Source organism: Rhodopirellula bahusiensis, from assembly GCF_002727185.1.
Lineage (GTDB): Bacteria > Planctomycetota > Planctomycetia > Pirellulales > Pirellulaceae > Rhodopirellula > Rhodopirellula bahusiensis.
Genome location: NZ_NIZW01000021.1, coordinates 62,211 through 84,870, shown reverse-complemented (window position 1 = coordinate 84,870; position 22,660 = coordinate 62,211). Strand labels below are relative to the sequence as shown.

Genomic DNA, 22,660 nt, shown 5'->3' with positions numbered 1-22,660 from the left:
CGTGAGTCCCCATCAGTAAGATTTGATTGTTGAGTGTTCTGGGGGAATCAACGCAAACACCGTTCCAAATGTGGTTGGCGTGGGATTCGCGTAACCGATTGGCATTCGAAATTTCAATTCAGTATCGCCCAGTTGAAAGCGACGGTCATGCCCGAATCCGATTCAGCCAGCTACAAAGATTCGAGCACCGTCGCGAAAGAGATCGACGCACTCAATGACTTCCGGCCTCATCCGCTTTGCCTGGGAGGTTGGCTGCAAACGATTTCGGTCAAATGGATGAAACCGCAACTCGATCTTGAATCACGAGCGGATGCGGTGGCCGTGTCGATTCCCGATGACCACACACCTCCCGACGAGATGAGCGGTTTTTATTTTCCGGCGACTGATAACAAAGCCGACAATCCATTGGTAACCATCTTTCACGGCATGGGAGGGCACGCACTCAGTCGCTACATGCGGTCGGCCGGAGAAAGACTGAACGCGAACGGGTACGACGTTTTACTTTGGAATCATCGAGGCGCCGGGCGCTCAGCTTCAAAGTGCGCCCGCTTTCATCACCCGGGTTTGACCGCCGACGTGTGCCATCTGACCGAGTACCTGAAAGAAGAACGACCAGAGTGGACCAGGAACGGCCTGGCATGCATCGCATTCTCTTTGGGAGCCAACTTACTGCTCAAGTACCTCGCCGAATCCGGCTCAAACTCGAACTTCGATGCCGCGGTCAGTGTTTCCGCTCCGCTGGACATGGAGATCACGTCTCAGAACCTACAAACGGGTTCGAACCGCGTGTTTGACCAGTATCTTCTGCATAAGCAATGCGATGAGCTGCTACGGAGCTCAGCAGAACTAACCGACAATGAGCGGGCGACGCTTTCATCAGTCTCATCGGTCTGGGAACTCGATGATCAATTCACCGGACCGCGTTTCGGCTACGAGGGAGCCAAGGACTACTACGCGGAAAATTCTGCGATTGATTCTCTGCAACAAATCCGAACGCCGACATTGCTGCTCCACGCGAAAGACGATCCGGTCGTCGCACCCGAAGTCTTCGAAGGCATTGACTGGGACGGCAATGAATCGCTGCATCCGATGTTATGCGAGTCCGGCGGCCACACCGGTTTCCTCGGCCATGACCGCCGTCGCTGGCACGAAACCGCCGCGATCGCATTCTTGGATTCGACGCTGTAAGCAACCATGCCAATCAGCCGAAGTGCGTTAGTACCGGTTCACACGACGCAGCCAACCCGAACGGCCATCGCCCAATAGTCACAGCTCGTTAAAGTACTTGCGCCGGCAGTCCACGACAGGCAAGGTCCAAGCTGACAAACGCCAGCGCAGCCAGCGTTCATCAAAACCGGCCGCAAAATCCTGCCTCACGCCTCGTAGCGGTCGATCGAAACCGGATCGCAGGTCTGCAGCGTTTGCGCTGCCGCATTCAGTTTCGCTTTGTCACCTTCGATCACGATCAACGACGAACCCGAATTGAGATTCGTCTCGTAGTTGGCACTGGCCTTGTCGTCCAATCCCCAAGTTTTCATGGACGCGAGAAGTCCACCACCGACGGCTCCGGCCGCCATTCCCGCGATCGGGCCCGCGACGAGAAACGGCCCGATCATGGTTGGTGCCGCCAGTAATGCACCGATCGCACCGCCAGCCAACGTGGCCGCACCGGTCGTCTTCTCCGCCGGCGGCGACGACGCTCGATCGTTGCTCGCACCCTCATTTGCGACGTCGTGCGACTGGTCGGATGGGGTGACGACGCTGAAATCGTCGGCTCCATAACCGTCTTTCTGAAGTGCTTCGACGGCGACCGCCAACTTTTCGCGGGTGGCGTATTCCGCGACGAGACATTGATGACCCATGACTTTTCCTTGTAATTGTTTTCCAAACTGCTTTGAGAATCCCTCGGCTTCTTCGCTACGAGATCAGTCCTCACGCTCGGCTTCAAACAGCATGACTTTGCTGCCCTTGGGAGACTTAAACTCCTTCGGACGATCTGCACCGGGCAAGGCGTAGCAGATTTCAAACTCATCTCCCTCTTCCATCTTGATGATCCCAAACGACTTCGTCGGGGGCATGCCTTTCATCTCGGTGATCATGTCGATCTGAACAGGCTTCTTAGTTTCATCGAGGGTGAACTGAGCCCGGTAGACTTCTCGCTGCTCGCGATCGTAGGTGATGATCATGTCCTTCTCGATCTTCATGATCGTTCCTTCGAGTTCGTCCTCCGGAATCTCCTCGCCTTGGTTCACGCCTTCTTCGACTTCCCAAACCCCAGCCAATCGCTTGAGCATTGGCTGGGTATGTTCGTCCGCGAAAACAGGAACGACGGAAGCAAAAACCAGAGCGGGCAAGACGGCATAGATTGCTAAACGAGACATCGGTTGGTCCTTGGTTGGTGATTGAGGTGTTTGCCTCGGACAATCGCAATCGTCGTACCACGCGACAGTTGATTTCGTGTTTCTTACGAGGGCACCTGCGGGAATACGCAAGCACGAAAAGGCACACTGAACGAGAAGCGACCAACATGATCGCAAAGGCATCGAAGCTTCGACCCGCTCGGATCGCCGCGCCCATTCGCTCACTCATGGTCTCGCTCCACGTTCAGTTGGATCTAGTCCCCAGCCATAGGGAAACGCGACCAAACGAGGGAATCCGCAACTCTTTCCGAATTCCTAGATCGTTTTGGCCCGCCATGTGCGATTCACTTTCATCGCCATCTCAAACGAGATCGCAAACCGAAGGCAGAAACAATTCGACCAACACAAGAAAAGGAGTCCATCTCATGGTTAATCGCCAAGAACTACAAGGTCACTGGAACGAAGTCAAAGGCCGGCTCAAAGAGAACTGGGGGCAATTGACCGAAGACGACCTGCAACAAGCACGTGGTTCGGCTGAACAACTGGTCGGTGTCGTGCAACAGAAGACAGGTGCGACGCAAAACGAAATCGAGAAGTTCCTCGATGGCATCTTCAGCCGAAACTTCAGCGACCAAGCTGCTGACACCGTTCAACAATACAGCGACGCGGCACAAGCTGCAGCCGCCGATGCGGCAGCCTACGCTCGCCAGAACTACCAGCGATTCGCATCGCAGTCGGGCGAGTACGGCACCAAACTCGCCGACACCGTTCGCACGCGTCCCGGTGAATCGTTGGCCATCGCGTTTGGTCTCGGAATCGCCGCTGGTGCAATCCTGTTCTTCGGTAACAAGAAATAGTCATGGCGACCACGCTTGCAACCAAAAAGCAGTCCGCTGCGATCAAGCAACGAATGGCTGAGATCAGAACGGAGCTTCCCTATGAAGTTGACGATGCTCGCGTCCGAGTTCGCCAACTGACGGATTGGAAGTATCACATGTCGCGGCACCCCTTGCCGATCCTGGCGGGTGCCGCGGCAATCGGCTTCCTGATCGTCCCCTCGAAGCGAACGCCGGAACGAATCGTCATCCGCGAAACTTCTCGCAATGACAGCGTCGCTCCGGAACCAGCCAAGAAGGGACTGATGGCAGGAATAGCCGGGACCGTGATGACGCTCGCGATTCGGCAGGCCAGCACCGTGGCGGCTCACCAAATCAATCGCATTCTGACCAACCGATCGTCCACATGATTGCTCCCGCACATTCCCGACCACCCAGACGTCTCGAGTTTGACGAACCTCTTTCCGAGGCAGGCAGATTCGACGCGGATGAGAAGCCATCCAACAAACTGCAATTCATCAACCAATCCGTCGCCAAGTACCCGACCGCCTCACTTGTTGCGGCCGGCGTCTTTGGCGTGGCTCTTGGTTGGATCGTTAAACGCCGACCCTCGTGATCGACATGCCAAACAACGCCAGCATCCAGAAAGTCCTGCGGGACGTCCTCGACTTATGCGAGTTGCAATGGCAACTGCTGTCAGTTGACGCTCAAGCAGCAAAGCGAAAATTGACCTCTGCTGCGATCTTCACGTCGATCGCGGTTGCTCTGGCCGGATCCGCTTTGACCGTCTTGCTGATCGGCTTCGGATTTTTGCTCGATGAGCTGACTGAACTCTCGACCGGCGGCGCACTCGTGACTCTTGCTGTCACGACTTTCGTCATCGTTGGCGTGCTGATGTTCATCGCGGCAAAGGCCATCCAGGCCGCTACCGACGCGATGGCTGAAACGAAGTCCGAACTGTCCGAGAACGTTCGCTGGTTGAAGGCGACCATGATTTCGCCATCGACCTCCGCTCGCAATCAAATGCGTCGCGAGTCATTCCGAACTCATCGCGAACCAACTCACTACTACACCCCCGACCAAGTCTCTCCCCTTACTGAAAGGTAATCGTCATGAATGAAGCATCAACCCATCAAAGTACTACCGGTACATCATCCAAAACCGCGAACATAAACGGCATGTCCGATCAAGCTCGCGATACAGCGGACCGAGTCGCCAACGGTGCCGTGGAGTTCGGCCGAGACGCCGCTCAGCACTACGTCAAGGAACCGGCTCAAGACCTGTTCGGATTGGCCAAGGCTTATGCGAAAGACCATCCCGATGTCGCCGCCTGCTGGGCGTTCGGATTGGGCGTCATGATCGGCTGGAAGATCAAGCCGTAGTAGGCAAAGCGACTCTCGGTCGCAACGCTCGCAAACTCGATCGATCGCGACCGAGTGCCACAATCATTCGCCAGAGCAACCCGAGTCGGTTGCTCTTCGTTTTAAGGAACTACTGCAATGCAAGAACAACTTGAAGATCTAAAAGATCGCGCCGTCGACTTTTTGAGTGATGAACCGGACGGACGCAACTCAGGCATCGGCCAAGCAGAAAACGCGATTGCGTTTGCCGCCGCACTCGGATGCACTTTCCTGGTCCGCCAGGGCATCGAACTTGGCTGGCGTGCCGCGTTGAAACGCGACCCTCCCAAGAATCCGACGTCGCACGAAGTCGAATGGCGAGAGGCATTGTTGTGGGGTGCAGTTTCAGGTGCCATCGTCGGTGCTGCACGAATCGCTTCCCGCCGAGCCTCATCGTCGGCTTACCGATCGATGCGTTCGGAATCATGATGACCGCCGAAGATATGCAGGACCGCATCGCGTCGTTGTCACGAAAACACGCGATCAAAACTCGAGAGGTTCGGCGGTACATCCATCGCTACCCCGAGTTGTCCGGTTACGAATATCGCACGACGGAGTTTCTGGCGGAGATCATCACTGACCTCGGACTGGAACCAACGCTGGCGGAAGACAACCGAGGTCTATTCGTCGACATCGGCGAAGCTCGCGAACTGGGACGTACCGCAATTCGTGCTGACATCGATGCGTTGCCGATCCAAACCCTCGTGCAACACGACTACGCCAGTGGCACTGATCAGGTTATGCACGCCTGCGGTCACGACGCACACGCCGCCATGGGATATGGGGCCGCCGCAATCTTGACGGAACTCGCTAGTGAAGGCGTGGCGGTCAACAGCCGCATCATTCTTCAACCAGCCGAAGAGACAAGTCGCGGCGGCTTGCACATGATTCGTTCGGGTGCGTTGCAGGGCGTCCATTCCGCGATCGCTTTGCACGTGGACCCAACGCGCCCGGTCGGTACCATCGGAATTCGCGAAGGCGCGTTCACCGCCGGGTGCGATCTGTTCACCGTCGAAATGTCCGGCCAAGGCGGCCACGGAGCACGACCGCACCTAACGGGTGACTTGGTCGGTGCGGCTGCGCAGTGGGTCACCGACATCTATCGCCGTGTCCCTCGAGCAATCGATGCTCGAGATGCTGTGGTGATCAACGTCGGCAGCCTTCACACCGGAAACGCGCCGAACGTGGTTCCATCCTCCGCCTCGATTAGCGGAACGCTTCGAACGCTCTCTTCGGAAAGCGCTGAGAAAGCAAAAGAGATGATGGCGGAGATTTCCCGATCGATCGCGTCAATCCATTCATGCAAAATTGACTTGGAGTTCGGCCAACACACTCCACCAGTCATCAACGACGCGGGTGTTGCCCGCCGGCTTCGCAAAGCCGGCATCGAAATTCTAGGCGAAGCAAACGTTCGCGACATCACACAACCCAGTATGGGCGCCGAAGACTTTTCCTTCATGGCTCAGCAGGTTCCCGCTGCGATGTTCCGTCTCGGCGTCGCGGGCATTGACCTCGGTAGCGAACCCTTGCACACGCCCAAGTTCGATATCGACGAGTCCGCACTGCCCATTGGTGCAAGTGTGTTGGCACTCGCCGCGATCCAGGATGGTCCGCCCACCCCGGCCACTTGAGATTCTCGTCGCCTCGTTCACTTCTCACTTCTGTTTGTCCGACCCGGTGTCCAATCGGCGGATCCTTGTTTGATTGGAGATCAATCGTGTCTTTCACCATTCCCACCGTCGGCGTCGAAGAAGAATACCAACTCGTTGATCCTCGCAGTGGTGCGCTGATACCGAACTGCAAGGAAGTTATGCGGACGATTCGGCGTAACGGCGGATCGAAAGAGGCCCATTCAGAAATTCAGCACGAGCTTCACCTGAATCAAATCGAAATGGCGTCGGATGTGTGCAGCACTCTGGAAGAGGTTCGTGACGCTCTGACCCAAACGCGACGAATGCTGATCGACGCGGCGCGGTCCAACGAGTCTGAACTCGCCTCCGCGGGCACGAATCCGTTGCCGGTTCCTACCGATGACGCTCTGACGCCAAAAGATCGCTATCAAGCGATGACGGATCGCTACCAGCAGATTGCGCGTGATTTGTTCATCTTCGGTTGTCATGTTCACGTTGCCATGGAAGATCGTGAACTTGGAATTCAAGTGATGAATCGCTGCCGACGCTGGCTTCCGATCCTGCAGGCGATCACTGCCAACTCGCCTTTTTGGAATGGCGTCGATACTGGATACGCAAGTTACCGCCGAGAACTCTGGGCCCAGTGGCCTATGGCTGGTCCGCCCGCACACTTCGATTCGCTCGCGGACTATCAACGGTGCGTCGACGACCTGGTCGCTTGCGGTGCGATCAAGGACGAGAGCTTTTTGTATTGGGACATCCGGCTGCCCACTCGGGTCCCAACGATCGAGTTCCGTGCCGCTGACGTGATGACCAAAGTCGAAGAAACAGTCGGCTACGTCGGTTTGATTCGCGCGATCGTCATGCTAGCCGTCGCGGAAGAAGAGCAATCGAAACCGATCAAGCCGATTCGTCCTGCGGTTCTGTCCTATGCGATCTGGCATGCGGCTCGATACGGAATGAACGACAAACTCGTTGACCCAGTTTCGTGCGAGATGATCGGTGCTTCTGAGCTACTCGATCGTTTGATGACTGCGTTGCAACCCGCCTTGGACGCGACTGGCGAATCTCGCCCGGTCGAAGCGTTCGCGAATGAGTTGATCAGCAACGGAACGGGCGCGGACCGCCAAAGACGCGGTGGCGAACTGAGCAGTGTGGTTGCCGCTGTCGTCACTGAAACCTGCCCGAACGCCATCCTGACCTGATAGTTGGCGCGAAAATTGCTCGACCATCAACCAAGCTGATCGACAAACGATTCTTCAAACGATAATCTTTTCCCCTGGGTGATTCCCTATGGCAGCAGGCACAGCAATTCACGCCCCTCACGTAGAGACGGGGGTCCAATCCGCACCCCGTTCAAAGTGGTCGAAATCCATGCCCAACCTCCTCGTCATCGATGACGACCGAACCATCTTGGCTCTCACCGAGAAAGCCTTGGCTCCGATCGCCGATGTATCTGTCGCGGCGAATGCGGCCGACGGTTTGGGGCAACTTCGCCAAGGCGACTTTGATGCCGTGCTGCTGGACATTCAGCTCCCCGACCAGAACGGGCTTGCCGTTTACTGCGAGATTCGCGAACACGACCGACGGATCCCAGTGATCTTCATGACAGTCGAGGCGGCCAGCAAAACCGCGATCGAAGCGATGCAGCTGGGCGCGTTTGATTACATCGCGAAACCGTTGAACGTCGAATCGCTTCGAGATCTCGTTGAGAAAGCGATCGAACAGCGACAAATCAGCAGCGTTCCCGTCGCGATCTCAGCGGATGACGAAGGTGGAGACCAATCTGCTGAGCTGTTCATCGGTCGCTCGCCAGTCATGCTGGATGTTTTCAAAGCAGTCGGGAAGGTTGCCAAGCAAGACGTGCCGATCTTGGTCCGCGGAGAAAGCGGAACTGGGAAAGAACTCGTCGCCAGAGCACTGTTTCAATACAGCCACCGCAGCGAGGAAACCTTCCTCGCCGTCAACTGTGCCGCCTTGCCAGACAACTTGCTCGAGAGCGAATTGTTCGGTCACGAGAAAGGCGCCTTCACCGGTGCCGAGTCTCGACGAATCGGTAAGTTCGAACAATGCAACGGTGGAACGCTGTTCTTGGACGAAATTGGCGACATGGCACCGTCCGTTCAAGCCAAGGTCCTTCGAGTCCTTCAAGAGCAACGGTTCGAGCGAGTCGGTGGCAACAAAGAGCTGACAACCAACGTGCGCATCATCGCCGCGACAAACCGTCCGCTGGAACAGATGGTCGAAGACGGCGACTACCGCGAGGATTTGCTGTATCGCCTCAACGGAGTCACCATCGAACTTCCGCCACTGCGGGATCGACTGAGTGACGTCCCAGCGTTGATCCGATTCTTCCTTGCACAAGCCAAGATTGAATTCAACAAACCCGATTTGGAAGGTTTGTCACCCGAGGCCGTTGATCTGTTGACGGTCTACGACTGGCCAGGCAACGTCCGTCAGCTTCGCGCGGTGATTCGCCGCTGCGTGCTGGACACCGTCATGCCAGTCATCACGCCGGACACGTTGCCGGACGCAATCGCCGGTGCTCGTCCTGGCGACACAAAGTCAGAAGCTAACTCAGGTGACAAGCTTGAAAGCGAAGCTCCCGGAAGCCAGTTGCCTCAGTTGGTCCAGCGCCTGTTGAAAGAAAAGTCGACCAACGTTTACGGTGAGTCGATGGAGTACATGGAACGCTTTGTCATCCTTCAAGTGCTTCAATCCACTGACGGCAACCAGAGCCAAGCCGCTGAAATTCTCGGCATCACGCGTGGCAAACTTCGCGATCGCATCAACTCCTACAACATTGTTCTAAAGAGCGACGTTGCGGTTGAGTCGCGAATCGACAACCATTGGCCGCCGATCATTCGGCGGCGTGTGGTTGACGCACGCCATAAAGTTTGTCGTCCAGCGATTTCGACAAACTCCCCACGCCTCCTTCCAGCGATCGGCATTCGCTCGATCCACCTTCCCCATCAACCCTCCAATGAACGACGCCCAACGGAAACGCTTCGCCGCTGCTCTTCAGCGAGTCGCAGGCGATGAAGACATGCTCGTGATGCTTGCGAACATCGCCGCTGAAGACGGCCCGCCAATGCTGGAGCAAATGCACGGTCACGTCGAGAGTCAGGACCTCAGCGAAGCCGCCCGGGTTGGGCACGCGCTGAAAGGATTGTTAAGCACCTTCGAAAGCGGACCACCCGTTGACGAACTGCAACCGTTCATCGATGCAGCCAGAAGAGACGATGGTGCGGCAACAAAAGAAACGCACGCTTCCGTAACGCCGAAACTAGAACAACTGCTCAACGAAATTAAACAGCTCTCACAGGCGAACGTCAGCTAAATAGAACACCTTTTCCGCGGTGAATCGAACCGCTCGTGCTCTCGTTGTCCAGCGATACCTCAGAAGGGTACGTCTCGGACGAACAGCGGGTTCTCGCCTCAATCGTGGAGGCATCTTCGTGCCAGCCCGCTCGTCAGCATCGCGAAGCCGCTCGAATGACGCTCTCGACCACCCACCATGAGGCGTTCGGCTGGCGATTTGATTCGTCTGTGACAGAGCGCCTACCCAGGTGCGATGCCTCGCAGTATACGCTCGCCACTCCGGCCGAGAATGCCTCAGCTCGATGACCACATGATCAGAGCCACAACGCCCGAGACCACGGCCAAGACAGCCAGGTAGCTCAGAGCGACGAACATAAATGGTGTTCCCGGTGCCTGCTCGCCGAGCGGACGCTCATTGTCGGTAACGGCTTTCTTCGTTTCTTCGATGATTCCAGTCTCATTGGCCATTGCAAATTCCTTCATTCGAGTGCGTCCCAACAAAACGCTGGGACTGTGGAACGAATGACTATGCAACGACTATGCCATTCCCAATCGCATCGGTTCCAAGTCGCGGGAAAACACTGTCCGGTTCAACGGCTCTCCCATACAACGCATACGCCCGAGTGAGTGACGCTCATCACTCACCGCCGCGGCCTCACTGGATGGAGCAAGCTGCAAAGACTGATCGACTTCCTACCACGGTGCTCGGAGACGATCCAATCCCTTGGCGGCATTCCTCCAGTCGCGACAGAGGAGTTGTCGGATCAACTCGAACAGAATCGCTTCCTGTCAGCTTGCAGGATGTGGACGCAGATAGCCTCGCCTATCCCACACGCGCGTACGCGAAGGTCACTGAAAGATCCATACTCTCTCGGCACTTTTGACCGCTCGGTCGCGACTTGGCACACCCTTTGCCTTTCTCCCAGTCCCGCGGCAACAAAGCAAAACATTCACCGTGATCAGGTTCAAAGCCGCGTTCCTGATTCCATCCAAATGAGATCAACATGAACAAGACATTTCTAATGACGCTGCTGTCACTTTCGCTCGCTTTCGCAACTGTCGGCTGTGATGTCGAACAAACGCGTGAGGGTGAGATGCCCGACTTGGACGTCGACGTGAGCGGCGACTCGGGACAACTTCCCGGCTACGACGTCGACGCACCAGAGGTCGATGTAACCACGGAAGAAAGCAAAATCAAAGTCCCCGATGTTGACGTGAACATGGAAGAAAAGACGATCACGACTCCAGACGTCGACATCGATCTTCCAGCCGACGAGTGATCAAAGCACTCTGTTCGCCGAACACGATCGGCAACGGAGATCGCTTCGCACCCTGTCACCTCAACTTAGGAGAATGAAATGACTGCTATCGCCAAAAACGAAAACACTGTCCTCAAGGTATTGCTTGCAATCCTGCTGCCGCCATTGGCTGTCTACATGGACAAGGGCGTCGGAACACAGTTCCTATTGAACATCGTTTTGACTTTGGTTGGATTCTGGATCATCGGAATCATCCACGCATTGCTGATCGTGCTGTAATCCGCACGTCGAGCTGCAAGGACGAAGAACACAAATTGGGCGACCCGGTGGTATGGCAAATCACTTTGTCGCCCTTTTCTTATTTCCATCGATCACAAAGCCACCAAATCAGGACGGAGTCCGATGTTCGAAAAGTGGATTGACATATCGACAGCTGAGATCATCGGGATCCTCGTCACCGCCTGTTTCGCGTACGGAGCAGTGCTGACGTACACGCGGATGACTGGCTTACGGAGTTTCTCCAAAATGTCTGCACCTGATTTCGCGATGACCATCGCGACGGGTTCGATTCTTGGAGCGACGATCACGCAGCCTTCTCCGACATTGTTGATGGGAGCTCTCGCCTTGCTCTCACTCTTCGCAATTCAGTGGGCAATCGCTTTCCTGCGGCGACGCTCGGAAGCCTTCAGTCAGTGCATCGATAACCAACCGGTTCTATTGATGGCCGGCTCGACAATTCTTCACGAGAATCTTCATCAAGCCAATTTGACGGAGAACGACTTGATGGGGAAACTACGTGAAGCGAATGCTTGCAATTTCGATCAAGTTCTAGCAGTTGTCTTTGAGACGACTGGCGACATTTCAGTTTTGCACTCCACTTCCGATACACCGGTCGACCCCAGGTTGCTTCAAAACGTCCGCGACGCGGATCGATTGAGTTCGCCCTGATCATTGAATCAGCTTAAGAACCGTCGCGCAGCGTGACGCTTTGTCCTCTCCTTAAAACACTGCACATCGGAAGGTCGCAAGATGCTGACTGCATTCAACATTCTGATTTTCTCGCTGTTCGGTGTCCTCGTCTTTGGGTCACTTGCTCCACTGAGTTCGCACCCACACTGGTTCATCCGCGGATGGGATTTCCCGCGGGTTCAAATCGTCATCGTCACAATCATTGCGACATTGCTGTTCGTCGGGGTGAACACGGTTTACTCCGGCAAACCAGCAGTCAGCTGCATTTCGATTTGCATTCTTGCGACCGCTATCGCCGGGTGGCACCTGTTCAGAATCTTTCCCTATACCATCGTCGCGCCGACACAAGCGACAACTTGGGACCCGGTCGAAACGGACGGATCGTCGAGCGACAACCGCCGATTTCGACTGCTGGTGAGCAACGTCGAAATGGAAAACGACCACTTCGAAAAATGGACCCAAGTCGTCCGCGAATCCGATGCGGACATGGTGATCGCAGCCGAGATTGATGAACGCTGGAAGCCGACGCTTGAAGAACTCAAGCCAATGTTTCCAAATCAGATCATCTACCCGCAAGACAATTGGTACGGGATGGCAATGCTATCACGGCTGCCAATCAGCGAAAGCGAAATTCGTTTTCGAGTCCAAGACGACATTCCCTCCATTGATGCGTTGGTTAAACTCCCCAGCGGCGAAGAAATCCGCGTGATCGGCGTTCACCCACGCCCCCCCGAACCAATTCGCGACAACGATGCCACGGCCCGTGACGCGGAATTGGTTCTCTGGGGAAAGGAACTCGCCGAAGACGATCGTCCAATCGTGATCGGCGGAGACCTGAACGACGTCGCATGGTCCCCATCAACGCGTTTGTTCCTGCGGTTGAGTCAACTACTCGATCCTCGTCGCGGTCGTGGTTTTTTCAATTCATTTCACGCCGATCACATTTGGATGCGATTCCCGCTCGATCATGTCTTTCACTCCAAGCACTTTGGTATCCGCGAACTGAGGCGATTGGATGACGTCGGCTCCGATCACTTCCCAATCTTGATTGACCTGCAACTTCAACCAGTGCTTGAAAAAGAACAAGAACCATTGGAGCAAAAGGCTGGGGACGAAGAAGAAGCTCAAGAAAAACTGCAGCGTGCCGCGGAAGCAGAAGAGATTAACACTGCTTCGATTCCAGTCACGCCGCGCGTGCCCGCGATTGGTTGAAACATGGCGGATACCAGAGACCAGCCCACGACGACGAAGCAAACCGTTGCCGCTTACGCCGTTCACGCATTGACTGCTTCGGGCATCCTTCCCGCAGCATTGGCAATGCTGGAAATCACTCGAGCGGATTGCGATCCTCGACGGGTGTTCGGTTGGTTGCTTCTAACGACATTCATCGACGCGATCGATGGGCCACTCGCTCGCCGGTATCACGTGAAAACCCGAGCGAAGTCGATCGATGGTCGCACCATCGACGATCTGCTTGACTACCTCACGTTTGCATTCATTCCTTTGATGCTGGTTTGGCGAATGAACTGGATGCCGGACGGGTTCGGAGTCATCGTCGCACTGGCCATGGGAGCCAGTCTTTTCGGATTCGCTCACAGCGATGCCAAGGATGAGCAAAACGGATTTTTCCGCGGCTTTCCTTCGTACTGGAACATTGCTGCTTTCTACGCCGGACTGCTGCACCATTGGTCGGGGCAGTGGCCAGTCGCCGTGATAATTGCGGTGCTGGCCGGGCTGACGATCGCCCCCATTCGATTGGTCTACCCGAACCTCGCGCCCGAACAACATCGCGTTTGGTTGCTATCGGGTGCGGCAATTTGGACGCTGATGCTAATCGCCATGTTACCGATGTACCCTCAACCACCAGCCTGGTTGGTTTTGGTCTCTTTGGTCTATCCCATTCTGTACACGCTGGCCTCGTTTGTTTTGTGGCGAAATCGCCCGTTTCAACCGCGCGGCCCCGTTATCTCAGACACTCCCTCGAGATAACATTCCTCCGCTTCGCGATTAGTACGAACAGAGCATTTCTCACCTTGGCTTGCTCTTCAAAAAGTGACTTCTTTGGCACAACGTTCGCAATCACGTTGCAAGTTATCCCCACCCCCACGAGTTTATATGCCCACAACACCGCCTTACGACGTTGATCGCTCCCTCAGGTGTGTGATCGCGGACGATGTCCGCGTTATTCGAGAACAGCTGGGGCATTGGATGCGAGAACTTGGATACTCAGTTGTCCATGCTTCCTGCGGCGCGACCGCGCTGTCAGCGGTGCGTCGTGAACCAACGCACTTGGTGATTGCGGACATCGACATGCCTCACCTCAGCGGTCTGCATTTGCTTCAAACAGTACGGGGGGATGCGGATCCGAATGTCGCCGCGATTCCAATCGTTGTATCCAGTAGTCTCGAAGACGGCGAGATTCATCGCATGGTCGAAACACTGGGTGGAAACGCCTATTTGAAAAAGCCCGTTTCGAAAGAACAGGTTGTCTCGTGCGTACGCTATTTGACGAATGGGAACGAACCAATTTCCTTTGGCGACAATGCATCGGCGACGCACTCGGTGTCAGCGAGATTCCGCCGAATCGCATCCGAGTTCAGAGAGTTCTGAACGCCGGATCGTGACGGACGATTGTATCTTGCAACGGGTTTCGAGCTCAGCCGTCCGCCCTCGGGTGGTTTGAAGATTGACAGCATTTGGCCCGCTCATACACTAGGCTGACTCCAGTCGTTTCCGGTGCCTGATCGTTCAGCATGGTTGGATAGCATCCGATCTTGACAATGGAGTGACGTTCTCTCCGTTCTCCATCTGATCACCATAGTTTTTTGGCTCTCCGCGTTTCTGGCTCACAGCCCGGTGATAGACTCACCATTCGATGAAAGTGCATGGAAGCCGGAGACAGAACCTCCTTCATTATCATCCATGGCTGACACCAGTGCTTTGCCAGACGATTCGTCCGGTACAGAATCAGAAATCGAAACCGACGACGCACCCCAGACCTCGAGCTGGCTACATCAGCCGGTGGTGGGAATCGGAGCCTCAGCGGGTGGCCTAGAAGCTCTCGAAAAGCTGTTTGGCAAAATGCCCGTCGCGACCGGCATGTCGTTCGTCGTCGTTCAACATTTGTCGCCCGATTTCAAAAGTCACATGGATGACTTGCTTCGCCGAGTTACCAACATTCCCGTCGAGGTGGTCGATAACGGGGTCGAAGTCCAACCTGACACGATCTACCTGATTCCCGCCAGAAAAGAGATGGTGATCAGCAATGGGAAGCTATTGCTGACCGATCGTGGCAGCGAAAAAGTCTTGACTCACCCGATTGATCAATTCTTGCGATCGCTCGCGCAGGACGCTCAAGAACGTGCGATCGGAATCGTCTTGTCAGGCACCGGCAGCGATGGTTCGCGAGGCGTGGTCGAAATCAGTAACAACGGTGGCTTGGTCGTCATTCAGGACCCGGCAACTTGCAAGTTCGATTCGATGCCGATGAACGCTCGCAACACCGGCCACGTCGATTTGGAACTGGCCCCAGAGAAGATGGGTGAGACGCTCCAGCAATATTTGTTTGACGGGCAAAGAACCAAAGCGGACGAAGAACCTGACCTGGAGGTGGTCGAGCGATCTGGGCTGGAACGTGTCTTTCAGTTGCTGCAAAAGAAACACGGCATTGACTTCAATCACTACAAGACCGGTACCGTGCATCGTCGCATTCAGCGGCGAATGGATTTGATGCACCTAGATGCCCTGGCGCTCTACGTCGCTCACATCAATGAACACCCTGAAGAAGTCAACGAACTGTACCGCGACTTGTTGATCGGAGTGACCCAGTTTTTTCGCGATCGAGACGCCTACGCAGTCCTCGAGCAACAGGTCATCCCTGAGCTGATCGGACGCGCCAAGGACACGATCCGCATTTGGGTCTGCGGATGCGCAACTGGAGAAGAGGCCTATTCGATTGCAATGTTGATGCGCGAAGGCATCGAGCGATCCGGTCGCGACATCGACTTCAAGATGTTTGCGACGGACCCGCATCGTGGATCACTTCAAATCGCTGCAACGGGTTACTACACCGAATCTCAACTTAGCGAAATCGCAACGGATCGCCGAGAGAAATTTTTCATCCGGCGTGATTCAGGATACTTGGTCAATGATTCGCTTCGGCGAAGCGTCGTTTTCGCGGCCCAAAACGTCATCAACGATCCACCGTTCACTCAGATGGACTTGGTGTCGTGCAGAAACATGCTGATCTATTTGCAGACACCGGCTCAACGCAAAACGCTGTCGCTGTTTCACTTCGCCTTGAAAACGAGTGGCGTGCTGTTCCTTGGCCCCAGCGAAAGCGTGGGTGACATCGGCGATGAATTCGATGCCATCAATTCGCAATGGAAATTGTTCCGAAAGCGTCGTGATGTTCGGTTGCCCATCGAATTGCGAATGCCGCTGGCCAATCAATCGATTTCGCGAGTCACCTCCGTCTCAACATCCATTGCGGAACCATTGCCGCAACGTCGCAACGAGAATCTTCTCGAGATTTACAACGTTCTTCTTGCTGACAAAATGCCGCCGAGTGTGGTGATCGACACGGACTACCGGGTCATTCACATTTTCCCAGGCGTCAGCCGATACCTGCGTGTGCCGGACGGAATTCCTTCGGACAACATCCTGCACATGGTGACGAAGGAACTGCGCGCATCCATCGGTGCCGCAGTCACTCAAGCAATCAAAAAACAAGACGCCGTTCACTACTACGGAATCCCTTCGCCTGCAGACGGCCCAAATCATGTCTTGGAATTGATCGCCGAACCTTATCAATTGCCAGCGAAGGCGGCGACTTGCATCCTGATTCAATTCAACGCATCCGAGATTCCCAGTGCCCTGCGTGAAGCGGCGGCGCCGTCCGACGAATCGTCGGACACGGAACGCAAGCAACTCGACTTCTCGTCGGCCACGGAATCGCGAATCGATGACCTCGAGCACGAACTCAGCTTCAGCCGCCAAAACCTTCAGGCAACGATCGAAGAACTGGAGACTTCCAACGAGGAATTGCAGGCCACCAATGAAGAAATGGTCGCCAGCAACGAAGAATTGCAGAGCACCAATGAGGAACTGCAGAGCGTCAATGAAGAGCTCTACACCGTCAACGCGGAGTTGCAAATTCGTGTCAATGAGTTGAACGAAGCCAACGCAGACATGGTCAACCTGTTGGCGACCACGCGGGTAGGCGTGTTGTTCTTGGACAACGAACTACGCATCCGGCGGGCCACCCCCGAAATTTCACGACTCCTTTCGATCGATAACAATGACATCGGTCGTTTGCTCGAAGCTTTCATTCAACCAATTCATGACGACCAATTTCTCGACCATGTTCGACAAGTTCGTGACGAGCGAATCGAACTGGAGTGGGAGGTGGCTTGCCGGGACTCGTCGTATCTGGTTCGCGCACTTCCATACATGCAGAACCAAGAAACGAACGGTGTCGTGATCGCGTTCGTGAACGTCAACGTCCTGCGGCAAGCGGAACGTGACGTTTTGAAGTTCAAGTTCATGGCCGACGAGAACGTCGACGCCTTGGTGTTGTTGGATCAGAAAGGAAAGATCAGCTACGCCAATCGAAAGATGGGTGAACAACTGGGTTTTTCAAGCGAAGAACTGGCGGGGCAGTTCCTGTCCCGATTCAAGTCAGAAAATGACGCAGAAACCTACGACAATCGCCTCGCAAATGCCCACTCAAACGGAGGTGACTTGTTCGAGTCTGTGCTCCGCCGGCGAGATGGTGCGGAGTTCCCGATTGAGATTGCTTTGACGCCGGTGACGTTGCAGGGCAAGCAATTCTTCTTTGCTTCCATTCGTGATATCACCTTGCGGAAGTCTCACGAATCTCAGATGCGTTTGCTCAGCAAGGCGGTCCACTCCGCAGCCAACGGAATTGTGATCACGGACTGCTCCCTCGAGGATAACCCGATCAACTTCGTCAACCAAGGTTTCAAGGAGATGACCGGGTTCTCAGATCACGAGATACTCGGCCGCAATTGCCGGTTCCTGCAGGGGGAAGAGACCGATCAGGAAACCGTTTTGAAGATTCAACGAGCTTTGGATCGTGGGGAATCGGTTCGTGAATTGATCAAGAACTATCGCAAGAACGGCGAAGCATTTTGGAACGATCTCTACATCACTCCGGTGCACGACGAACACAACACACTAACTCATTTCGTTGGTGTCCAAAACGATGTGACGGAGCGGATCGAAGTGGCACGTCACACCGAAAGCAATGAACGAACCATCCGCTTGCTCTTGGACTCGACCGCCGAAGGACTCTTTGGGCTGGACGTGAACGGCAAGTGCACCTTCAGCAACGAAAAAGCGGCGAAGTTGCTGGGGTACGATTGCGGCAGCGAAATCGTCGGTCAAGAACTTGCCGAGCTCGCACGCCCGTGCGATTCGGAAGGCAATCCTTTCGACGAACAACAACTGCACATCCTTTCCGCGATTCGTGCGGGTGATCAAATCAATCGGTACGACGAGCGTTTCTGTCGGCAGGATGGTGAGAGCTTCCCAGTCGAATACTGGTGTCACCCAATTCACGAGGGGGAAGACGTCGTCGGTGCGGTGGTGACTTTTGTTGACATCGAAGATCGGCTTCAAGTCGAGAACGAACTTCGAGAAGCCAAGTTGGCTGCCGACGCTGCCAACGAAGCCAAGAGTCGCTTCCTCGCCAACATGAGTCATGAACTGCGCACACCGCTGTCGGCCATGCTCGGGTTCACAAAGATTCTTCAGGAAGACCCTGACGAAAGCACCCGCCTGGAATACCTGTCGACGATCCAGCGAAACGGGGACTACCTGCTACGGTTGCTCGGCGACGTTTTGGACTTGTCCCGGATCGAAGCGAACAAGTTCACCACCGCGACGAACAGTGTTTCGCTCGGTGAGCTTTTGGCCGACATCTTCGAAACAATGAAGATGCGAACCCAGGATTACCAAAACACGCTCCATTTCGACGTCGTTGAACCGCTGCCACAAACAATCACGACCGACTCAGCTCGACTGCGTCAGATCATGATCAACCTCATCGCCAATGCGATCAAGTTCGCTCCGAAGGGACGCGTGGATGTGATCGCTCGATCGGAACGAATCGATGACGAAACATTCTTGATCTTAAAAGTGGTCGACAATGGGATCGGGATCGCGGACGAAAAACTGCGGACTCTCTTCGAACCTTTTGTCCAAGCTGACGCGACGATCTCCAATCGTTTTGGTGGAACCGGATTGGGACTCAGCATTACCAAACGCCTCGTTGCAGCGTTGGGTGGAACCATCCAAGTCACTAGCACCGAAGGCCAAGGCAGCGAATTCGCGATTCGGTTGCCGGTCGATCCGATCGGCGACATGGGCCTTCTCACCATCCACTTGTCCGATGAGAAAGACAGCGACAACCTGAAGACAACGATCGATCAGGACATCTTGCTGAACGCCCGAGTCCTAATCGCTGATGACATGCGTGACGTTCGCTTCGTCGCCCAACACTTTCTCAAAAAGGCGGGCTGTGAAGTCGAGGTGGCGGAGAACGGTCGGCAAGCCGTCGATATGGTGGTCAATTCGATCGCGGAGGGTAATCCATTCGAGCTGTGCTTGATGGACATGCAAATGCCCGAACTGGATGGCCTGGGCGCCGTTCGTGAACTCCGCAGCCGAGGGATCGAGCTCCCTGTGATCGCGTTGACCGCTGACGCGATGAAAGGAACCCGGCGACGGCTGATCAGCGAAGGCTTTGATGAATACCTCAGCAAACCGTTGAAAGTGAATCGCCTGCTACGAATCGCAAAAGGCTTGCTGGACGCGTGAACCTGGCCTCGAATTTGCTTCGGTGAATTGCTTTCAAATCCATTCACCCCCAAGTCATTCATGTCTGAGCCAACTCCCCTGACCTTCCAAGCCGACTTTCGCAATTGGCTCACTCGCACCGCCTCATCGGCCGACGATGTGGCCGACATGGCGATCAGGCGGATCCGCAAGCGTTGGGGGCGCAGCGGCGTTCCTCAGATCCAGGCCTACACGGGCTTCGCAACGGCGGACACGGTCCATCTTCGCGGTCGGATCCTCTCCAACCCGCCCTTGGATCCCGATTTCCACAATGATCGCTGGTGGCAAAACCTCACCCACACCTGGCGTCGGTTTGCGAGTGATGAAGTACCCGGTGTCAAACTCGAAGGCTCGTTTGCTGGCGTCACTGGGCAAACCGTCAGCGATGCAGAGGGCTACTTCGAGCTGGACATTCCACGCGTCGCCGACAACGCAGACTTCGCGTTGTGGATGCCAGCTCAACTGGCGATTGTTGACGACGAACGAATCTCGCCGATGGAGTCCTTCACCGTTTGCGACGTGATGCACGTTTCTTCGGATGCCAAGTTCGCTGTCATCAGCGACGTCGATGACACAATCCTTCGAACAGGGGCGACCGACATCGGCACGATGGCCAAACTCACGTTCTTTGGAAATGCGAGGACACGAGCCCCGCTCGAAGGAGTGGCGTCGCTGTATGAATGGATGCAACGAAACGGCAAACCGTTTGGATCGCCCATCAATCCGATCTTCTATGTTTCATCGTCGCCCTGGAATCTTCACGACCTGCTCGAAGACTTCCTTGAACACAATGCGATCCCGAAGGGCCCATTGTTCTTACGCGACCTTGGGATCGATGAAGACAAATTCATCAAACAAGGACACGATCGCAAGCTCGAACAAACTCGCGAATTGATGTCCGCCTTTCCCAATCTTCAGTTCATCCTGGTGGGTGACTCGGGGCAAGAGGACGCACGTTTGTATGCGACAGCGGCGGAAGAGTTTGGCGAGCGAATTCCCGCCATCTTCATTCGTGACATCGATCCGGATGCATCCAGTGACCACGATCAGAAAGTCGATCGGTTCGCGAGACAGAGTTCTGCGGCCGGCGTCCCGATGCACCTGGTCAAGGACAGCATCGAAGTCAGTTTCATCGCCGAACAAATGGGATTGCTGTCGAAGGACGCATTGAAGGCAATCGAAGATGCAACCCACCGCGATCATGATCGTTCACGTGGCCTGATTTGAACAGTTTCTTGCGTGGCTGGCACTCGCCCAGGATTGAGCGATGACTCCAATCGTTCAATCCGGAGCCCTAAGCAGTCGAGGCGTCCGTACCGCGTTTGATCTGCTCGACCACGCGGACGGCCTTGGGTTCAGGTTGAATTCCGTCTCCGTAGCGAACCGCGTACACCTGAGTCGCCTCTGCCCCCAACAACACGATCATCGCCGTGTAGTAGACCCAGACCAGCAAAACGGCAAGCGATGCGGCGGCCGCTCCCAGTTGAGCACCGGGTTCGCTCATGGAGAAATAAAGCTGCATCAGATAGCGGCCAACCAAAAACAAAACCGTGGTCACGGCCGCACCGACCGCCACGTCACGCCATTTGGTGACGGCGTCGGGCATGAACTTAAAGATGGAAGCAAAGATCACGAACACGACCAGTGCTTGCACAGCAAAGTTCGCAAAATGAGCGAGCGTTTCTGACATGCCAACCCAGCTGCCAACTTGATCACCCAGAGCGGTCAGCACCGAGGAGACGACCAGCGAAACCAGCATCAAGAAACCAAGACCCAAGATCATCCCAAACGACAAGAATCGCTTCGCCAAGATGTCTTTGATACCGCTGTTGTCCGGGTCCGGCTTGACTTCCCAAACCTGATTCAAAGCACCTTGCAATGCCGAAACAACTCCAGTCGCACCGACCAGAATCCCCGCGAAACTCAACAACGTCTTCCACCACTTCCCGGAAGCTTCCTCGTGATTGTTCATGATCGTTTCGATCTGATCGACCGCCGCGGGATTGCCAATCATTTGCGAAGCTTGCGTCTGCAATATGCCTTGAGCCTTCTCGGTGGCCTGCTCGCTGTCGTACATCACGGACAAACTGAAGGTCAGTACCGTCAGCATCAAGTAAAGCAAGGGAGGCAGTGCAAACGCGGTGTAGTACGCGAGCGCCGCAGCCAACGTGCTGCAACGATCCTTGGAAAACTCCGAAAACGTCTGCTTGAGAAAACCCACAACTCCACCGCTCGATTGAAAGGAAAACGAATACGCTTTACCTTTACAGCAATCGACGTGCCGATCAGACTCAATGTGGCCTCGATGCGATTCGACCAACGATTCAGGCGTTTTCGCGAAGTTCTGGGAAGACATCCAGATCGAGGTCGCGACGTTTGATGACCGCCGAAATCCGAGTCAGAAAATCACTCTTCAAATTCGCGACTTGCTGCTGCGACAGATTCAATTGCTCAGCGACTTCCCGGTTGCCGCGTCCCATCACAAACAACAATTCGATCGCTTTCAGCTTTCCAAAGTTGCCACGTGACTGCCAATTCGCGATTTGTTCTTGGACGACTTCCACAACCAGGTCTTGTTCCAACTCGCGGCGTTCAGCACTGCGGCAGATGGAACTCGGCAACCGAACGCCGTCAGCTTCGACATTGTCGCCACTCCCGGAGCCGGATGAACTGCCTCGTCCCAGCAGCGGCAGTTCCGGACGACGCCCGGACTGACGCAAATGATCAGTCAGCTTGTAGCTGCAAATCGAGAACAGATAGCTCTCCAGTTTTCGCCGCGAATCGTAGTTGGGGAGCGAAACCAAAAAGCCGACAAAGGTTTCCTGCACGATGTCTTCGCTGGCTGCCAAATCACCGACTCGACGCCGAGCGTACGCCAGCAGGCGGCCTTCGAATTGGTCGATCAATTCTTGCCACGCCTGAGAATCCCCTGCGCGAATTTGACCGATCAAACGAATCTCGTCTTCACGATCAGGATCGTTGGGGGAAGACGGCGAGGGAGCGGGTGCATTCATGAGCACCAGA

At 55.2% G+C, this 22,660-nt stretch carries 24 protein-coding genes; 19 read left to right on the top strand and 5 right to left on the bottom strand.

Annotation, left to right across the window (positions count from 1 at the left end; translation table 11 throughout):
* Positions 1 to 147 precede the first annotated feature (147 nt).
* Complete coding sequence (locus tag CEE69_RS23470; RefSeq protein ID WP_099263084.1) at positions 148 to 1,188, top strand: YheT family hydrolase; 1,041 nt, start codon at positions 148 to 150, stop codon at positions 1,186 to 1,188.
* Positions 1,189 to 1,373: 185 nt separating this feature from the next.
* Here the strand turns inward: CEE69_RS23470 and CEE69_RS23465 are convergent, their stop codons facing one another.
* Positions 1,374 to 1,862 (bottom strand): DUF1269 domain-containing protein, encoded by a 489-nt coding sequence (locus CEE69_RS23465; protein WP_099263037.1) that lies wholly within the window; start codon positions 1,860 to 1,862, stop codon positions 1,374 to 1,376.
* 63 nt (positions 1,863 to 1,925) lie between these two features.
* On the bottom strand, positions 1,926 to 2,381 hold the full coding sequence (locus CEE69_RS23460) for a TIGR03067 domain-containing protein (RefSeq protein WP_199169930.1): 456 nt from the start codon (positions 2,379 to 2,381) through the stop codon (positions 1,926 to 1,928).
* A 404-nt stretch (positions 2,382 to 2,785) separates the two neighbouring features.
* Between CEE69_RS23460 and CEE69_RS23455 the strand changes: the two genes are divergently transcribed.
* From CEE69_RS23455 to CEE69_RS23410, 10 genes are all read left to right on the top strand, one after another.
* Positions 2,786 to 3,217, top strand: a complete 432-nt coding sequence (locus CEE69_RS23455; protein WP_099263082.1) for a CsbD family protein — start codon at positions 2,786 to 2,788, stop codon at positions 3,215 to 3,217.
* Between the two features lie 2 nt (positions 3,218 to 3,219).
* Positions 3,220 to 3,606: a hypothetical protein gene (locus tag CEE69_RS23450; protein ID WP_099263036.1), complete on the top strand. Its 387-nt coding sequence runs from the start codon at positions 3,220 to 3,222 to the stop codon at positions 3,604 to 3,606.
* The gene (locus CEE69_RS23445) at positions 3,603 to 3,812 is read left to right on the top strand and encodes a hypothetical protein (RefSeq protein WP_099263035.1); all 210 of its coding nucleotides are present in this window, start codon (positions 3,603 to 3,605) and stop codon (positions 3,810 to 3,812) included. Before CEE69_RS23450 ends, CEE69_RS23445 begins: the two co-directional genes overlap by 4 nt.
* Positions 3,813 to 3,817: 5 nt before the next feature.
* A complete protein-coding gene (locus tag CEE69_RS23440; protein ID WP_099263081.1) occupies positions 3,818 to 4,303 on the top strand; it encodes a phage holin family protein in 486 nt (161 codons plus the stop codon).
* 71 nt (positions 4,304 to 4,374) lie between these two features.
* Positions 4,375 to 4,578 (top strand): hypothetical protein, encoded by a 204-nt coding sequence (locus CEE69_RS23435; protein WP_233215559.1) that lies wholly within the window; start codon positions 4,375 to 4,377, stop codon positions 4,576 to 4,578.
* Positions 4,579 to 4,695: 117 nt separating this feature from the next.
* Positions 4,696 to 5,025 (top strand): DUF4235 domain-containing protein, encoded by a 330-nt coding sequence (locus CEE69_RS23430; RefSeq protein WP_099263033.1) that lies wholly within the window; start codon positions 4,696 to 4,698, stop codon positions 5,023 to 5,025.
* On the top strand, positions 5,022 to 6,227 hold the full coding sequence (locus tag CEE69_RS23425) for a M20 family metallopeptidase (RefSeq protein WP_099263032.1): 1,206 nt from the start codon (positions 5,022 to 5,024) through the stop codon (positions 6,225 to 6,227). The genes CEE69_RS23430 and CEE69_RS23425 overlap by 4 nt, the downstream gene beginning before the upstream one ends.
* An 86-nt stretch (positions 6,228 to 6,313) precedes the next feature.
* Positions 6,314 to 7,432 (top strand): glutamate--cysteine ligase 2, encoded by a 1,119-nt coding sequence (locus CEE69_RS23420; RefSeq protein WP_099263031.1) that lies wholly within the window; start codon positions 6,314 to 6,316, stop codon positions 7,430 to 7,432.
* A 169-nt stretch (positions 7,433 to 7,601) separates the two neighbouring features.
* On the top strand, positions 7,602 to 9,269 hold the full coding sequence (locus tag CEE69_RS23415) for a sigma-54-dependent transcriptional regulator (protein ID WP_233215558.1): 1,668 nt from the start codon (positions 7,602 to 7,604) through the stop codon (positions 9,267 to 9,269).
* Positions 9,211 to 9,567 (top strand): hypothetical protein, encoded by a 357-nt coding sequence (locus CEE69_RS23410; protein WP_099263030.1) that lies wholly within the window; start codon positions 9,211 to 9,213, stop codon positions 9,565 to 9,567. Before CEE69_RS23415 ends, CEE69_RS23410 begins: the two co-directional genes overlap by 59 nt.
* A gap of 275 nt (positions 9,568 to 9,842) precedes the next feature.
* On the opposite strand, the gene CEE69_RS23405 is transcribed toward CEE69_RS23410, so the two are convergent.
* Complete coding sequence (locus CEE69_RS23405; protein WP_233215557.1) at positions 9,843 to 10,016, bottom strand: hypothetical protein; 174 nt, start codon at positions 10,014 to 10,016, stop codon at positions 9,843 to 9,845.
* A gap of 536 nt (positions 10,017 to 10,552) precedes the next feature.
* Between CEE69_RS23405 and CEE69_RS23395 the strand changes: the two genes are divergently transcribed.
* The 8 genes from CEE69_RS23395 to CEE69_RS23360 all read left to right on the top strand — a co-directional run bounded on the left by CEE69_RS23395 (position 10,553) and on the right by CEE69_RS23360 (position 20,863).
* Positions 10,553 to 10,828, top strand: a complete 276-nt coding sequence (locus CEE69_RS23395) for a hypothetical protein (RefSeq protein WP_099263027.1) — start codon at positions 10,553 to 10,555, stop codon at positions 10,826 to 10,828.
* Between the two features lie 78 nt (positions 10,829 to 10,906).
* Positions 10,907 to 11,086 (top strand): YqaE/Pmp3 family membrane protein, encoded by a 180-nt coding sequence (locus CEE69_RS23390; protein ID WP_099263026.1) that lies wholly within the window; start codon positions 10,907 to 10,909, stop codon positions 11,084 to 11,086.
* A gap of 246 nt (positions 11,087 to 11,332) precedes the next feature.
* Positions 11,333 to 11,755 carry a DUF421 domain-containing protein gene (locus CEE69_RS23385; protein ID WP_233215556.1) on the top strand — a complete coding sequence of 141 codons (423 nt, stop codon included), beginning with the start codon at positions 11,333 to 11,335 and terminating at the stop codon, positions 11,753 to 11,755.
* A gap of 81 nt (positions 11,756 to 11,836) precedes the next feature.
* Entirely contained in the window at positions 11,837 to 12,988 is a 1,152-nt protein-coding gene (locus tag CEE69_RS23380; protein ID WP_099263024.1) for an endonuclease/exonuclease/phosphatase family protein, read from the top strand.
* Between the two features lie 3 nt (positions 12,989 to 12,991).
* Complete coding sequence (locus CEE69_RS23375; RefSeq protein ID WP_099263023.1) at positions 12,992 to 13,765, top strand: CDP-alcohol phosphatidyltransferase family protein; 774 nt, start codon at positions 12,992 to 12,994, stop codon at positions 13,763 to 13,765.
* A 126-nt stretch (positions 13,766 to 13,891) separates the two neighbouring features.
* A complete protein-coding gene (locus CEE69_RS23370; protein ID WP_099263022.1) occupies positions 13,892 to 14,386 on the top strand; it encodes a response regulator in 495 nt (164 codons plus the stop codon).
* A 312-nt stretch (positions 14,387 to 14,698) separates the two neighbouring features.
* Positions 14,699 to 19,618: a chemotaxis protein CheB gene (locus CEE69_RS23365; RefSeq protein ID WP_099263021.1), complete on the top strand. Its 4,920-nt coding sequence runs from the start codon at positions 14,699 to 14,701 to the stop codon at positions 19,616 to 19,618.
* A 60-nt stretch (positions 19,619 to 19,678) separates the two neighbouring features.
* Entirely contained in the window at positions 19,679 to 20,863 is a 1,185-nt protein-coding gene (locus tag CEE69_RS23360; RefSeq protein WP_099263020.1) for an App1 family protein, read from the top strand.
* A gap of 67 nt (positions 20,864 to 20,930) precedes the next feature.
* On the opposite strand, the gene CEE69_RS23355 is transcribed toward CEE69_RS23360, so the two are convergent.
* Together CEE69_RS23355 and CEE69_RS23350 are read right to left on the bottom strand one after the other, a co-directional pair.
* Positions 20,931 to 21,857 carry a YihY/virulence factor BrkB family protein gene (locus tag CEE69_RS23355; RefSeq protein WP_099263080.1) on the bottom strand — a complete coding sequence of 309 codons (927 nt, stop codon included), beginning with the start codon at positions 21,855 to 21,857 and terminating at the stop codon, positions 20,931 to 20,933.
* Between the two features lie 103 nt (positions 21,858 to 21,960).
* Positions 21,961 to 22,650, bottom strand: coding sequence for an RNA polymerase sigma factor (locus tag CEE69_RS23350; RefSeq protein WP_099263019.1), 690 nt, complete (start codon positions 22,648 to 22,650; stop codon positions 21,961 to 21,963).
* Positions 22,651 to 22,660 lie beyond the last annotated feature (10 nt).